The sequence below is a fragment of the Burkholderia stagnalis genome (assembly GCF_039848545.1).
GTDB lineage: Bacteria > Pseudomonadota > Gammaproteobacteria > Burkholderiales > Burkholderiaceae > Burkholderia > Burkholderia stagnalis.
The window spans coordinates 593814-608181 of the sequence record NZ_CP156686.1 but is presented as its reverse complement, the minus strand read 5'-3'; the positions used below and the strand labels follow the sequence as shown (position 1 = coordinate 608181).

Genomic DNA, 14368 nt, shown 5'->3' with positions numbered 1-14368 from the left:
CGCGTGAATGTAACCCATTGCATTGAGGAAGTCGCTCGACGATTTCCCTCCAGACCCGCGCTCATCGTCGACGAGTCGGGCGAACAGGTCAGCTTCCGTCAGTTCGCGGACGCAATTGCAGCAACCGGCGCGCTCATCTGTAAGAATGCCAAACTCTCGGAGGGAGGCCGCGTAGCGCTGCTCGGTGACGGCTCTGCCCATTATCTGTACGCCGAGTATGGTGCCATGAACGCCGGACTGGTACGGGTCTCGCTGGATCCGAGCTTGACCAGCGAGGAATTGGCAGCGCAAATTTCCGACGCAGGTGCGGGCGTGCTGCTATTTGCCAGTGCTCACGCTCAACGTGCAGAGGAGGTCCAAAGACTTATCGGCGGCACGCGACTCGCACTCGCCCTGCTTGATGACTTAGGCAATCTCACTGCGCCGCAAGAAGTGCCGCAGTCGGATGATGGGAAAGGAATCACCGCTCTAAATTACACCGGAGGGACTACCGGAAAGCCGAAAGCGGTGATACATACCCACGCTTCTCTGAATGCGGCAAAAGAAAACGTTGTTCAGGCCTGGATAGCGGATGGTTCGGACGCAGCCCGCCTGATGCTGAATGTGCGTCCGCTGTGGCCAATCGCAGCCATCGGTCTACTCGCGCACTTATCACAAGGCGGCACTGTCATTCTCGGGGGCCACTTCTCATCGGAAACGTTTGCCGACCAAGTAGCGCGTCATGGCGCGCAGTGCACCTCGCTTGTGCCGACCCATCTCGTACGGCTTACTCGCGAACTGAAGCCGGGTGACGAACGGCTAGCTTCTCTTCAGCGTATTGACATTGGGGCCGCCGCGCTCTCGTTTGATGTACTCAGTCGAGCTAAGGAGATTTTTGGAAATACGCTGGCCATGCTCTACGGTCTCACTGAGGCACCATGGAGCTGCTACCGCAACCGTGCTGCGCTCAGCCTTGTTACTCGTGACGATTTGCTCACCCATGGTCTCGTCGGTGTGCCCACGCGAAACAGCAGGATAAGCATTCTGTCTCCGGACGGGCTGCCATGTGCTACCGGGAAATCTGGTGAGGTTGTCATTGAGGGCGGACATCTCATGGCATGCTATTGGAATAGACCCCAAGCGACCTCAGATGTACTGTTTGGTGGACGATTCCATACTGGCGATGTGGGTCAACTCGACGAAGCCGGGCGACTTTATCTAACCGGGCGGGCAAAAGAAATCATCCGATCCGGCGGGAAATCGGTACAGCCTGGTGAAGTGGAGGCAGTGCTGTGTGAACACCCCGCCGTGGCAGACGCTGCCGTCGTAGGAATCGCCGATGTCGAATGGGGTGAGATGGTGGCCGCAGCGGTCGTCGCGAAGCTGGGTGCAACGCTGTCTGCCGAGATTTTGACCGAATATTGCCGTCAGCGACTATCCGCGCACAAAAGACCTCGCCGGATACTTATCGTCGAATCCGTCCCGCGCTCGCATTACGGAAAAATACAGCGCGCAAAGGTGAAGCAACAGTTTGACCAGGTGTGAGCGAAGTCCGACGTTTTCGCGCCGGGCTTCGTAAGGCAACGTCGTCATTTCTTTCTTCCAGAAGAGAATACAAGTCATGACCACCACCAAAACTCTCATTTGTTTAGGCATCCTACTATTGTGCTTAGAGGCACATGGTCAAAGCTCAGTCACGCTTTACGGCATGGCCGACGCTGGACTGACTTATACGAACAACCAGGGCGGCGCCTCTCGAGTCCAGACGTGGAGCGGAAGTCGGGGAAGCAGTCGATTCGGGTTTCGTGGCACTGAAAATCTTGGCGGAGGCCTGAAAGCGATATTCGGTCTTGAGAATGGCTTTGATATTCAAAGCGGAAAATCACTCCAGAACGGGCGCTTGTTCGGGCGTCAGTCGTGGGTGGGCCTGACTGGAGACTTTGGGACGGTCACACTCGGCCGTCAGAGCGACATCGTCTTCGATGTGCTGGGAGCGTATGAAACAGGAATTCTGATGGCGGGATCGTTGGGTGCTCGCGCCGGCGATGTAGACAATATTTTCGGTGACTACTTCTTTAACAACGCCATCAAGTACGTCTCCCCGACGTGGCAAGGCGTGACATTGGAAGGGATCTATTCCTTCGGCGGTATTGCCGGGTCGATGGCTCGCAACCAGGTATGGGGCATCGCCGCTAGTTACGACCGTGGTTCATTGGGCGCGACCGTTGTGTATCGCCGTGCAAACGAGCCCGCCGTGTCGCAATTCGATGCAAGCAGCAGCGCCGTCGCAGGACAGACGTTCGCGAATCCCTCCAGCAACCCGATGTTCTCTGGATACCTATCTGCCCGGAGTCTCGAGGTCTATGGAGCGGGCCTTCGCTACAAATTCGGTTCATCGGTGGTCGCAGCAAACTACACGACCACCCGCTTCAACCATGTTCTAAAAACGAGCTCCACGCCAATCGGAGGCATCAGTCCGAGCATCAACTCGGCAGAACTCAACTATACCTATCGGTTCACGCCAGAGCTTCTTATCGGCGCCGGGTTTTCATATACGCATGCCGAAGATGCGAAGTACACGCAGTCGACAATTGGTTCGACCTATTCACTTTCCAAGCGCACATTCCTCTACGCGATGACGTCCTGGGTTCACGCCATAGGTACCAACTCTCTCAATCGACCTGCCGTGGCAGGTATCGACCTGCTGACAGCATCGAGTAATGCAAATCAGCTGGCCGTCCGCATCGGCATTCACCACAACTTCTGACAAGCCGGAAATTACATGAAGCGATATGTGAATCCAAAAGTTGGTGACCGTGCGACGTTCGCAGACGCAGTTCAAGTCGATGGATGGCTTTATGTGTCTGGGCAATGCGCAATGCAGGATGGTGAATTTCAAAACGGTCCCATTGCATCGCAAGCCCGCAAGTCGCTCGAGCAACTTTCCGAGATTCTTGAGGCTGCCGGATATTCAAAGGAACACGTCGTCCGGTGCGGCGTTTGGCTTGCCGACGCCAGAGACTTCAACGCGTTCAATGCGGTTTTCAGGCAGTTTTTTGGAGAGCACAAACCCGCCCGAGCTTGCGTTGTGTCGAGCATGGTCGTCGACAGCAAGGTCGAGGTCGACTGCGTCGCATACAAGGCTTCATGACCATCGCAGTCGCGAAGCCATGTCATCAAGACAGCCAAGACGTGCACACGTCAGCGTCTCGGTTAAGACTCGATTGATTGACAGATTGATTCACTTTGGATAAGCCGCAGAGGGAAAAACATGACTGTTTATAAACTCGACAACGTCAGCCCGCACATTGATGAGTCCGCTTATGTGGCAAAATCCGCGAATGTGATTGGTGACGTTTCTATCTCCAAGGGAGCGAGTATTTGGTTCGGCGCGTCTGTCCGAGGGGATAAAGCCTCAATCTCGATAGGCGAAAATTCAAATATCCAAGAAGGTGCCGTCTTGCATGTCGACCCTGGATACCCACTGAAGATTGGCGCCGGAGTAACCATCGGTCATCTTGCCATGGTGCACGGTTGCACGATTGAAGACGGGACGTTGATAGGCATCCAAGCGGTTGTATTGAATGGCGCGGTCATCGGTCGAAACTGCCTCGTGGGCGCAGGCGCCATTGTGACCGAAAATAAGGTTTTTCCAGATAATTCTTTAATTCTTGGCGTGCCAGCAAAGGTTGTAAAAGAACTCTCGGAGGCGCAAGTAGCATCTCTCAGTGACAATGCGAGCACGTATGTGGAACTCGCCGGAAGATATAAGGCAGGTCTCCAGGAGGTTGATTAGGTCCTGTCACGCCCTGATGCTTTACAGCCGGTACGATGGGTGACCTGCTGCGGAATTCTACGCCAATCAAGTAATGAGTCTGGCGTCGATTGATCCGCTTGGGTTTCCTGGACCAGATCTAGAGCGAGTTTTGCGGCAAGCTTCACCCTGAACCAGGAGGTGGTTTGTCATGAAGCGGAAACGCTTTTCGATCGAACAGATTGTGGCGGTACTGAAGCAAGCCGAGCTGTGTTGCAATCGGCTATGCCTGATGAGGCCGCTTGCGCATTGATGTGAGCAACGCGCGCTTATTCGTCCTTCACCACGAACCTCAGAACAGCCGTCAGGACCGTCGATACCGGCAGCACTGCCGCCATGCCCAGCATGCCCATCGCGAACGACCCCGTCCGATCTTTCAGCCAACCAACGAGGAACGGTCCAGCAAATCCGCCAAAGGTGCCAACGGAGTTGATAAAGGCCAGCACACCGGCAGCCGCAGCGCCGGACAGGAACCGCGTCGGGATGCGCCAGAAGACAGCCCGCGCCGTCGTGACGCCGATGACCGCAATCGTGATGCCGATCAGCGCCAGCCAGAATGCATTGAGCAAGGCCGCAATAACCATCCCACCCGCGCCAAGCAGACAAGTGAGCAGCAAATTGGCGATCTTTGTCCCATTGCGATCAACCATGTGCGCCCAGGTCGACATCGCCGGCGCACACGCCAGCGCGAATCTCTACTCACTGGTCGAAACCTGCAAGGCCAACGGCATCGACCCGTATCGCTACCTCACTTGGCTGTTCCAATGCTCCAGTTCCCTGATCGTCCGGGGCAAAGGGGATTGGTCAATGTGCAATCGCTCGGCCGCACGGGCGAAATGGAGTTCCTCGGCAACAGCCATGAAACAACGGAGGTGTCGAAGTTCCACACCCATTCCCACGAAGATTTCATATCGAATCAAGACATCTCAAGCCTTGCCTGATTTGCTCGCAGCTCCATGTAGTGCTAGCAGAATCTGCACCGGGTGAGGCAATGTCACCGAGTCCATCGCTCTGACCTGGCTACGGCAGGAATAGCCCGTCGCCATTAATCTGCCGCCTGATCGGTGCTGTGCCACCACAGGTGCCCAGCTCATCCCGTAGAGCGACTCGGAGGTCGTGCGATTTCGAGCTTCATGGCCGTAGGTGCCGGACATGCCGCAACAGCCGGAAGGCTGGACATTCAACCTAGCCCCCAATGCCGCGAACACACGTTTCCAGTCCTCCATCGCGCCCGCCGCGTTGGTTCGCTCGGTGCAATGAGGCAGCAGCACATAGGGTTCTGCGTCGTCGGCAATGGCGTTGCCATGCGGCACCAGCGCTCCGGCCAGCCATTCCTGGAGCAGATAAACGCGCGGCAGCTTGACGTCACTCAATGCTTCCGGGTATTCGGTGCGGTAGACGAGCGTCATCGCCGGATCGATACCGACCAGCGGCACGCCCGTGGCTGCCAGGCTCTCGAGCATGATGGCGTTGCTTTGGGCCGTGCGGCGAAAACCGTCCAGGAAGCCATGCACGTGCAGCGGCTTGCCGCTCGGCATGTAAGGCGCCAGCAGGGGCTGAAAGCCGAGCGATTCCAGCAGCCGCAAGGTGTCTAGCACGAGGCCTGTCTCGAAGTGGCTGGTGAAAGCATCCTGCACCAGCACGACGGGGCGCTGTTCCTGCTTCGCGGCAGCGGCGACACTTTGCGGTGTAGCCACCGCGAAACCGGCACGGCGCGCCTCGTCCGCCAAGTCCAGGCCACTCAGGCGGGGAATGTGCACCAGGCCGACGCGGCGCAACAGCCACTGTGACGGCGCGCTGGCCATCAGCGAGTTCATCAGGCGCGGCGCCTTGGCCATCCAGGGCAAGGCAGGCTCCAGGCAGGCCAGCAGCCAGTCGCGTACGGGGCGCAGATAGCGGGTGTGGTACAGGGCCAGGAACTTCGCCCGGAAAGCAGGAACATCTACCTTGATGGGGCATTGCCCCGCACAGGACCTGCAGGACAGGCAGGTATCCATTGCTGCCTTGACCTCGTGCGAGAAGTCGTATTCGCCGCTGCGCTTGGCCAGGGTATTGCGGATCTTTGCGAGCGGTGACGCCATGCGCTGCCATCCGTTGATGGCCTGGGCGTTCAACTGGTCGGCTTGGCCCGCTTGGCTGACGAGGTACAGCCATTCGCGCAGCAACCCAGCACGACCCTTAGGCGAAAAGCGCCGGTCGCGCGTCGCCTTCCACGACGGGCACATGGCGTCGTCGGCATCGAAGTTGAAGCAGGCGCCATTGCCATTGCAGTGCAGCGAGTCCTCGAAGTGGTGACGTACGGCAATGGGGATGACGCGATCACGCTGGCCACGCGTCGGTGCTTCATCCACCCGCGTCAATGCCTGCCCGGCAGGCGCAGCGATCTTGCCGGGGTTGAACTGGTTATGTGGGTCGAATGCCGCCTTGATGTCCTGCAAGCGCGAATACAAAGGACCCCAAAAGGCCGGTGCATATTCCGAGCGCAGCCCCTTGCCATGCTCGCCCCACAGCACGCCGCCGTACTTGCGCGTCAAGGCCACGACTCCATCGGTGATGGCGCGGATCTGGCCTTCCTGCGCCGGGTCTTTCATGTCTAGCGCTGGGCGCACGTGCAGCACGCCCGCGTCGGCATGGCCGAACATGCCATAGACCAGCCCCTGGACGTCCAACAGCGCGCGGAACTCGGCGATGTAGTCGGCCAGGTTTTCAGGTGGTACGGCCGTGTCTTCGACGAAAGGCAGCGGGCGGCGCTCGCCGCGCAGTCGCCCCAACAGACCGACCGAGCGCTTGCGCATGGCCCAGATGCTTTCCACATCGGCATGACCGTGGGCGATGCTGTGACCCAGCACGCCGGCGGCGGCGTCCGCACCGTTCAACAGGGCCAACGCATTGTCCAGCGCGGCGTCGAGCGCCGCCGGGTCGTCAGCGGTGAATTCCACCAGGTTCACGCCCTCGAGCGGCAGTGAGGCGTCGGGGAAGAAGCGCGCGATCTCCGACCAACTGTTGTCATCGCGCGCCAGACGCAGCACTACGGCATCAATGGCTTCGATGGAGGTGGCCTGCAGCTTCAGCAGCCGGGGCGCGTCGCGCAGGGCGGCGTCGAAGCTGGCATAGCTCACCACCGCCAGCGCAGCGTGCTTGGGAATGGGCAGCAAGTTGAGCTTGGCTTCGGCGACGAAGCCCAGGCTGCCTTCCGCGCCGCACAGGATGCTGTTGAGGTTGAAGCGGCCCTGCGCGTCGCGGATGTGGGCCAGGTCGTAGCCGGTCAGACAGCGGTTAAGCTTGGGGAAGTGCCGCTCGATCAGCGCAGCGTCGTGTTTCCGGATTTCATCGACGGTACGGTGCACGCGGCCCACCAGGTCAGTGCGGGCCTGCAGGCCCGCCAGCGTTTCGTCGCCGATCGGGGCCGAGGTCCACAGCGTGCCGTCGGCCAGCACCGTGCTCAATTCCAGCACGTGGTCACGCGTCTTGCCGTAGGCGCACGACCCCTGGCCGCTGGCATCGGTGTTGACCATGCCGCCGATGGTGGCGCGGTTGGATGTAGACAACTCGGGTGCGAAGAACAAGCCATAGGGCTTGAGCGCAGCCTCCAGCTGGTCCTTGACCACGCCCGCCTGCACCCGCGCCCAACGCTCCTCAACGTTGATTTCGAGGATGCGATTCATGTGGCGCGACACGTCCACCACCACGCCATCGCCCAGGGACTGGCCATTGGTGCCAGTGCCGCCGCCGCGCGGAAACAGCCTCAGCGCATGAAAGCGTTCGTTCACGGCCAGACGGACGATCCGAATCAGGTCTTGCGAGTTCTTGGGGAACACCGCCAGCGCGGGCAGCACCTGGTAGATGGAATTGTCAGTGGCCAGGGCCGTGCGGTCGGAATGGCTCTCGCACACCTCCCCCTCGAAACCGCGCAGCCGCAACTCCGTCGCGAATTCCTGGTAGAGGCTGCCCGCTTGGGGCAAGCGATCAAGTCGCGGGATCATGAATGCTCCTTGGCGAACACTCGATTTCAATGAGGGCGAGCGCGGAACATTAGGAGATTTCCCGCCCCTTGGTTTCGGGCAGCAACATCGCGGCCAGCAGAACCACCACCGCCGCCCCGCCGGCGAACATGCCGATGGCGACACCCAAGCCTTTTGTGTTCGCCAGATGGCCCACCAGGCTCGGGAACAGCGCGCCGATGCCGCGCCCAAAGTTGTAGGCGAAACCCTGCCCCGTGGCACGTACGGCGGAGGGAAACAACTCGGTCAGGTAAGCACCCATGCCGCTGAAGATCCCGGAGGCCGCGAAGCCGAGCGGAAAGCCGAGAAAGAGCATCTGCTCGTTGGACAGGGAGAGCTGGGTGTACGCATAGACGGTGATGCCCGACAGCACCGCGAAGATCAGCAGGTTTGCCCGGCGGCCCAACCTGTCGGTCAGGTAGGCGCCAACCAGGTAACCGATGAAGGAGCCGACGATGATCACCAGCAGGTAGCCGCCAGTGCCGATGATCGACAGATGGCGCTCGGTCTTCAGGAAGGTGGGTAGCCAGGTAGTCACAGCGTAATAGCCGCCCTGCACGCCGGTGCACAGCAAGGCGCTCAACACCGTCGTCTTGATGAGCGCCGGCGAGAAGATGGCCCAGGCGGAGGTGCGGTGGTGACTGACCACTTCCGCCTCCTGGGTGCGCTGGAACAGTTCGGGCTCCGGTACGTGCCGGCGGATGAACAGCACCAGCGCGGCAGGGATGATGCCGATCCAAAACAGGGCTCGCCATGCATAGTCTTCCGGCAGCCAGGTAAAGACGGCGGTATAGAGCACAGCGGCCACACCCCAGCCCACCGCCCAGCCGCTTTGCACCGTGCCGACGGCGCGGCCGCGGTACTCGGTGCGTACCATCTCGCCCATCAGCACCGAACCCACGGCCCATTCGCCGCCAAAGCCCAACCCCTGCAGTGCACGCAGCACCAGAATCTGCTCGAAGTTCTGCGCGAAACCGATCAGCATCGTGCACACCGAGAACCAGAGGATGGTGCCTTGCAGGACGCGCACGCGCCCGAAGCGGTCGGCCAGAATGCCCGCCAGCCAGCCGCCCACGGCGGAAAACAGCAAGGTGACGGTGGCCAACATGCCGGCCTGTCCCTTGTCGATCCGGAAGAGCGTGCTGATCGTCGTGATGACGAAGGTGAACACCATGAAGTCGAAGGCGTCGAGCGCCCAGCCGCCGAAGGCAGCGGTGAAGGTGCGCCGCTCGGTCTTGGTCATTTGGCTATACCAGCTCATGTCTTGTCTCTTTCGTGTTATGTGGAAGAGATATCCCTATCCGTGCCGGGTTAGGCAACGGATGGGAAGCCATACAGGCAAGTGGGGTTGGTGACGAGGATGCGGTGGCGGGTTTCCGCATCGGGCGCCCATGCGGCCAGCAGGTTGAGCAATCGGCCCGTATCTGGCGTGCGGCTTTGCGAAACGTGCGGCCAGTCGCTGCCCCAGAGCATGCGATCCGGGGCATCGGCGATCAGCGCTTGGGCGAAGGGGGTGACATCTTCATAGGTTTGGAAGCGGTCGCTGAGGCGATAGGCGCCCGAGAGCTTGACCCAGTAGCCGTGATCGGCCACCAGGCGGCGCAACGCAACGAAGCCGGGGGCATGGAGCCCCTCCCCAACAGGCATGTGCCCCATGTGGTCCACCACGCCGGGAACGGGCAAATCGGCCATGCGCGGCAGCAGCTCGGGCAAGGCTCGCACATCCATCAGGAACTGCATGTGCCAGCCCAGGTGCTTGATGCGGTGAGCCAGTTTCTCCATCGCCGCAAAGCCGATGCCACCGCCAAAAAGCACATTGATGCGCAGTCCGCGCACGCCCGCCTGATGCAGCTCTTCCAACTCGCGGTCGCTGATGTCGGGCGAGACCACGGCCACGCCCCGCAAACGGCTCGGATGACGCCGCAGCGAATCCACCATGCAGCGGTTGTCGGTGCCATACACGCTGATCTGCACCAGCACGCCGTAGGTCATGCCGAGGGTGTCGAGCATGGCGAGGTACTTCGCTTCGGGAGCCGGCGGCGGCGTGTAGCTACGGTTGCTCACCAGCGGGTGGATCGGGTCGCCGGAAATCACGTGGGCGTGGGTATCGACCGCTCCCCACGGCACCTGGAAGCCGGGGGGCTCGAACTGGTCCTGTGCGGCCGCACACAGCGGCGCAGGCACATCGTGGGTGGCTGTGTTCATGTGTCTCCTTCCTTGGAAAACCGTCGAGGCTGTTGCTCGACTTCCGGCGAATTGTCATATGTTATCGATTCCTTGTTATCTTCAAGAAATTCAGTATTCATGAGTTTAAGCACCCGGAATATTGAGCAAAAGCGTATTATTTCCGGGATATGCATGAGGTTTATGAATGAACCCCCGAGCCCTGACTCCTTCCATGTCCCTGCTGCTGGCGTTTGAGGCATCCGCGCGACACCAGAGCTACACCCGCGCAGCAGAGGAGCTAGCCTTGACGCAAAGTGCGGTCAGCCGTCAGGTACAGGCTCTCGAAGAACTGCTGGACGTGCAGTTGTTTCTCCGCAAAGGGCGGCGGATCGAGCTGACCGATGCAGGGCGGTTGTACATGCGCGGTGTGGGCAGCGCGATTACCGGTCTGCGCAACGCGACACTGCAAGCCATCGCACACCGCTCGGGGGGCGGCATCCTGAATTTGGCGGTGCTGCCCACCTTCGGCGCTCGTTGGCTGATGCCGCGCCTGCATGCCTTCTATGCCGCCAACCCCAACGTGGTTGTCCACATGCATTCGAGAATCGGCGACTTCGATCTCGACACGGCAGGCATGGATGCTGTGATCGGCGTTGGCAAAGACGATCTGCCAGGCTTGGCATCTCATCGCCTGCTCAAAGAGGAACTTGTCCTTGTCGCCAGTCCAGAGTTGCTGAACCGGCACCCCATCCAATCAGTACACGATCTGGATTCGCTGTTATTGCTCAGGGTGGCCTCTCGCCCCAATGTCTGGAAGGAATGGTTCGATGCCTGCAATGTCAAGCTGCGTGGCTCCTATTTAGGGCCGACCTTCGAGGTGACATCGCATCTGATCCAGGCCGTTGCGACAGGTATCGGCGTGGGCCTGCTACCGCGATGCCTCGTCGCGGAAGAGTTGCAGTCAGGGAATCTGCTCGCGCCACTCAACGTTTCCTATTTCAGCGGCCTGAGCTACTACTTTGCTTATCCCGCCCACAAGGCAGAGTGGCCGTCCATCGCGGCATTTCGTAACTGGCTCCTGACGATCGGCTAGGGGTATGTCTGCGGCCTATTAAAGAAGGCCACGATTTTTTGCAACCTCACGATGTGACCCTGCCTCGCTTTCACGTACGGCGACTCATGCGGCGATCACACCGAGTTCCCCCGTGTGAGTTCTCTCAAAGTCTCGGTCGTACAGTCGACTCCGTCGTCTTACGTGGCGGAAAAAAGAAAAAGACGGACGTTACGGTTCCGGACCTGATGCATCGGCCCCGCTCAGTGGAATGCCATATTTGCGTCGATCTCCGGGTCAGCATCGGATCGATGCCGCCCCATCCCCATTCCGCCGCGCCGATCCTCACGAATGGTAGGCCGTCTCCCCGTGCGAGCTGACGTCGAGCCCTTCCCGTTCGCGCTCGTGATCGACGCGCAGGCCGATCGTCATGTCAACGAGCTTGAACGCCACGACCGACACGGCCGCCGACCAGACGAGCGACGTCCCGACCCCCCAGCATTGCGCGATCAACTGATCGACAACGTGATAGTCGGCCACCTTGTTCGCGACGTAGTCGTAGATGCCCGTGCCGCCGAGCGACGGCGACGCGAACACGCCTGTCAGCAAGGCGCCGGCGATCCCGCCGATGCAATGCACGCCGAACACGTCGAGCGAATCGTCGACGCCGATCATGCGCTTCAGGCCATTGACGCCCCAGTAGCACACCGCGCCTGCGATCAGCCCCATCGCGATCGCGCCCATCGGGCCGACGAAACCGCACGCGGGCGTGATCACGACGAGCCCGGCGATCGCGCCCGACACCGCGCCGAGCATCGACGGCTTGCCTTTCATCGCCCACTCGACGACGGTCCAGGACACCGTCGCCGCACACGTTGCGAGCAGCGTCGTGACGAACGCCAGCGTCGCCGCGCCGCTCGCCTCGAGCGCCGAGCCGACGTTGAACCCGAACCAGCCGACCCAAAGCAGCGACCCGCCGATCATCGTCATCGTCAGGCTGTGCGGCGCCATCGTTTCGCGTCCGAACCCGGCGCGCTTGCCGATCATGACCGCGCCGACCAGCGCCGCGATGCCGGCGTTGATGTGCACGACCGTGCCGCCCGCGAAGTCGATCGCGCCCTTCTGGAACAGGAAGCCCGCCGTCGCATTGGCCTTGTCGGCCGCCGCGGCGCTCGTGTAGGCATCGGGGCCGGGCCAGTACCAGACCATGTGCGCGATCGGCAGGTACGAGAACGTGAACCACAGCACCATGAACATCAGCACCGCTGAGAATTTCGCGCGCTCGGCGATGCCGCCGACGATCAGCGCGGGCGTGATCGCGGCGAACGTCAGCTGGAACGACACATAGATGAACTCCGGAATCACGACGCCCTTGCTGAACGTCGCGGCCGTCGAATCCGGCGTGATCCCGGCGAGGAACGCCTTGCTCAGCCCTCCGAAGAACGCGTTGCCTTCGGTAAAGGCGACGCTGTAACCGTAGACGGCCCACAGCACGCCTAGCAGGCAGAACACGACGAGCGTCTGCATCAGGATGGACAGCATGTTCTTCGCCCGCACCATGCCGCCGTAAAAGAGCCCGAGCCCGGGCGCCGCCATCATCACGACGAGCAGCGTCGCGACGATCATCCATGCGGTGTCGCCCTTGTTGGGCACCGGCGCGGCGGCTGCCGCGGCGCCATCCGCCAATGCGGGCACGGCAAACGCCGCCATCCCGAGCAATGCAAGCAATCCGATGACTTTTTTCATTCGTCGATTCCTCGAAAATGGCAACGCGGGCTTGGTCGCGACGCCGATACCGTCGCGAAAGCGGAGCAGGCGAACCGGCATGCCGTCGCGCGGTCCGCCGCGCGACGATGCGGCGGACCTCAGCCCAATGGAGTAATCACGCGGCGCGCCCGCGAGCGGAATCGGCAGCAGCTACGCCGGCCGGGCCGGCGTGCGCCGAGCTCTTCGCACGCGATGCGGCGGACGTCAATAACGCTGCCCAGGAATCCACGACGTGCCGGCGAGCGGCACCCGCGCCATCGCGGCCGCCTCGACCGTCAGCGCGACGAGATCCTCCGGCTCCAGGTGATGCACGTTCTGCTTGCCGCAGGCCCGCGCGATCGTCGTGAGCTCCATGTTCAGCGTCTTCAGGTAGTTGCGTACGCGGCGCGCGCCTTCCTCGGGCTGCACGCGCTGCTCGAGCACCGCGTCCTGCGTCGTCACGCCGACCGGGCACTTGCCCGTATGACAGTGATGACAGAACCCCGGCGACGTATTCAGCGCCGCGTAGTCCGCGACGGCCGAATGCAGCGCACCGTTCTGGAAGTACGTATCGCCGTTGCAGCCGAGCGCCATCAGCACGCCCTGGCCGATCGCGACCGCGTCCGCGCCGAGCGCGAGCGCCTTCGCGACGTCGGCGCCCGTGCGGATGCCGCCGGACACGATCAGTTGAACCTGCCCTTTCATGTTCAGCTCCTCGAGCGCGTCGACGGCCTGACGGACCGCCGCCAGCGTCGGGATGCCGACGTTCTCGATGAAGCAGGTCTGCGTCGCCGCGGTGCCGCCCTGCATGCCGTCGACGACGACGACGTCCGCGCCCGCATGGACCGCAAGCTTCACGTCGTTGAACGTGCGCGTCGCGCCGACCTTCACGTAGATCGGCTTCTGCCAGTCGGTGATCTCGCGCAGCTCCTGGATCTTGATCGCGAGATCGTCGGGGCCGGTCCAGTCCGGATGGCGGCTTGCCGAGCGCTGATCGACACCCGCCGGCAGCGTGCGCATCGACGCCACGCGCGGATTGACCTTCTGCCCGAGCAGCATGCCGCCGCCGCCCGGCTTCGCACCTTGCCCGATCACGACCTCGATCGCGTCCGCGCGGCGCACGTCGTCGGGATTGAACCCGTAGCGCGACGGCAGGCACTGGTAGACGAGCGTCTTCGACGAACGGCGCTCCTCCTGCGTCATCCCGCCGTCGCCGGTCGTCGTCGACGTGCCGGCCGCGGTCGCGGCGCGGCCGAGCGCTTCCTTCACGTTCGCCGACAGCGCGCCGAAGCTCATGCCGGCCACCGTGACCGGAATGTCGAGCACGATCGGCTTCTTCGCGAAGCGCGTGCCGAGCACGGTCTGCGTTGCGCATTTCTCGCGATAGCCTTCGAGCGGATAGCGCGACAACGACGCGCCGAGAAACAGCAGGTCGTCGAAATGCGGCACCGGCCGCTTCGCGCCGAGACCGCGGATCTCGTAAAGGCCGCGCTGGGCGGCCGTGTGGATGTAATCGATCGTCTTGCGGTCATAGCCGTGCGACTCTTCCTGCTGCAAGCGCGCGAAATGAATGGGTTTGGCTTCCATGGCGTCTTCCCGAACGAGCTTTGG

The 14368-nt window shown here is 61.6% G+C and carries 11 protein-coding genes and 2 pseudogenes; 6 read left to right on the top strand and 7 right to left on the bottom strand.

The features are described 5' to 3' along the window. Nucleotides 1-3 precede the first annotated feature (3 nt). The 4 genes from ABFO07_RS19545 (at nucleotide 4) to ABFO07_RS19530 (ending at nucleotide 3775) form a co-directional block, all read left to right on the top strand. Nucleotides 4-1524: a class I adenylate-forming enzyme family protein gene (locus ABFO07_RS19545; protein ID WP_347469434.1), complete on the top strand. Its 1521-nt coding sequence runs from the start codon at nucleotides 4-6 to the stop codon at nucleotides 1522-1524. A 76-nt stretch (nucleotides 1525-1600) separates the two neighbouring features. Then, nucleotides 1601-2746 (top strand): porin, encoded by a 1146-nt coding sequence (locus tag ABFO07_RS19540; RefSeq protein ID WP_347469433.1) that lies wholly within the window; start codon nucleotides 1601-1603, stop codon nucleotides 2744-2746. A gap of 15 nt (nucleotides 2747-2761) precedes the next feature. Then, nucleotides 2762-3130, top strand: coding sequence for a RidA family protein (locus ABFO07_RS19535; protein ID WP_059886271.1), 369 nt, complete (start codon nucleotides 2762-2764; stop codon nucleotides 3128-3130). A gap of 120 nt (nucleotides 3131-3250) precedes the next feature. After that, entirely contained in the window at nucleotides 3251-3775 is a 525-nt protein-coding gene (locus tag ABFO07_RS19530; RefSeq protein ID WP_081077763.1) for a gamma carbonic anhydrase family protein, read from the top strand. Nucleotides 3776-4062: 287 nt separating this feature from the next. Here the strand turns inward: ABFO07_RS19530 and ABFO07_RS19525 are convergent, their stop codons facing one another. After that, entirely contained in the window at nucleotides 4063-4461 is a 399-nt protein-coding gene (locus tag ABFO07_RS19525; RefSeq protein WP_347469432.1) for a hypothetical protein, read from the bottom strand. A gap of 1 nt (nucleotide 4462) precedes the next feature. Here ABFO07_RS19525 and ABFO07_RS19520 point away from each other — a divergent pair. Next, nucleotides 4463-4555 (top strand): annotated as a pseudogene (locus ABFO07_RS19520) (transposase domain-containing protein); the annotation flags it as partial. A gap of 5 nt (nucleotides 4556-4560) precedes the next feature. Here ABFO07_RS19520 and ABFO07_RS19515 read toward each other — a convergent pair. The 4 genes and pseudogenes from ABFO07_RS19515 to ABFO07_RS19500 form a co-directional block, all read right to left on the bottom strand. Continuing rightward, nucleotides 4561-4680, bottom strand: a pseudogene (locus tag ABFO07_RS19515) (LysR family transcriptional regulator); the annotation flags it as partial. Nucleotides 4681-4719: 39 nt separating this feature from the next. Further along, the gene (gene ydiJ / locus ABFO07_RS19510) at nucleotides 4720-7776 is read right to left on the bottom strand and encodes a D-2-hydroxyglutarate dehydrogenase YdiJ (protein ID WP_347469431.1); all 3057 of its coding nucleotides are present in this window, start codon (nucleotides 7774-7776) and stop codon (nucleotides 4720-4722) included. A gap of 49 nt (nucleotides 7777-7825) precedes the next feature. Further along, on the bottom strand, nucleotides 7826-9055 hold the full coding sequence (locus ABFO07_RS19505) for an MFS transporter (protein ID WP_347469430.1): 1230 nt from the start codon (nucleotides 9053-9055) through the stop codon (nucleotides 7826-7828). A 50-nt stretch (nucleotides 9056-9105) separates the two neighbouring features. Then, entirely contained in the window at nucleotides 9106-9999 is an 894-nt protein-coding gene (locus tag ABFO07_RS19500; protein ID WP_059886277.1) for an amidohydrolase family protein, read from the bottom strand. A gap of 166 nt (nucleotides 10000-10165) precedes the next feature. Between ABFO07_RS19500 and ABFO07_RS19495 the strand changes: the two genes are divergently transcribed. Then, nucleotides 10166-11053 (top strand): LysR substrate-binding domain-containing protein, encoded by an 888-nt coding sequence (locus ABFO07_RS19495; protein ID WP_059886279.1) that lies wholly within the window; start codon nucleotides 10166-10168, stop codon nucleotides 11051-11053. 303 nt (nucleotides 11054-11356) lie between these two features. Here the strand turns inward: ABFO07_RS19495 and ABFO07_RS19490 are convergent, their stop codons facing one another. Both ABFO07_RS19490 and ABFO07_RS19485 read right to left on the bottom strand, forming a co-directional pair. Then, the gene (locus tag ABFO07_RS19490; RefSeq protein ID WP_150999228.1) at nucleotides 11357-12757 is read right to left on the bottom strand and encodes an ammonium transporter; all 1401 of its coding nucleotides are present in this window, start codon (nucleotides 12755-12757) and stop codon (nucleotides 11357-11359) included. Between the two features lie 225 nt (nucleotides 12758-12982). After that, on the bottom strand, nucleotides 12983-14344 hold the full coding sequence (locus ABFO07_RS19485; protein ID WP_059886282.1) for an FMN-binding glutamate synthase family protein: 1362 nt from the start codon (nucleotides 14342-14344) through the stop codon (nucleotides 12983-12985). Between the last annotated feature and the right edge of the window lie 24 nt (nucleotides 14345-14368).

What these genes read in the sequence shown, in the direction of transcription:
- ABFO07_RS19540 (WP_347469433.1), top strand. Translation starts at nt 1,601, where the DNA reads ATGACCACCACCAAAACTCTCATTTGTTTAGGCATCCTACTATTGTGC.
- ABFO07_RS19530 (WP_081077763.1), top strand. Translation starts at nt 3,251, where the DNA reads ATGACTGTTTATAAACTCGACAACGTCAGCCCGCACATTGATGAGTCC.
- ABFO07_RS19505 (WP_347469430.1), bottom strand. Translation starts at nt 9,055, where the DNA reads ATGAGCTGGTATAGCCAAATGACCAAGACCGAGCGGCGCACCTTCACC.
- ABFO07_RS19535 (WP_059886271.1), top strand. Translation starts at nt 2,762, where the DNA reads ATGAAGCGATATGTGAATCCAAAAGTTGGTGACCGTGCGACGTTCGCA.
- ABFO07_RS19485 (WP_059886282.1), bottom strand. Translation starts at nt 14,344, where the DNA reads ATGGAAGCCAAACCCATTCATTTCGCGCGCTTGCAGCAGGAAGAGTCG.
- ydiJ (WP_347469431.1), bottom strand. Translation starts at nt 7,776, where the DNA reads ATGATCCCGCGACTTGATCGCTTGCCCCAAGCGGGCAGCCTCTACCAG.
- ABFO07_RS19500 (WP_059886277.1), bottom strand. Translation starts at nt 9,999, where the DNA reads ATGAACACAGCCACCCACGATGTGCCTGCGCCGCTGTGTGCGGCCGCA.
- ABFO07_RS19490 (WP_150999228.1), bottom strand. Translation starts at nt 12,757, where the DNA reads ATGAAAAAAGTCATCGGATTGCTTGCATTGCTCGGGATGGCGGCGTTT.
- ABFO07_RS19525 (WP_347469432.1), bottom strand. Translation starts at nt 4,461, where the DNA reads ATGTCGACCTGGGCGCACATGGTTGATCGCAATGGGACAAAGATCGCC.
- ABFO07_RS19495 (WP_059886279.1), top strand. Translation starts at nt 10,166, where the DNA reads ATGAACCCCCGAGCCCTGACTCCTTCCATGTCCCTGCTGCTGGCGTTT.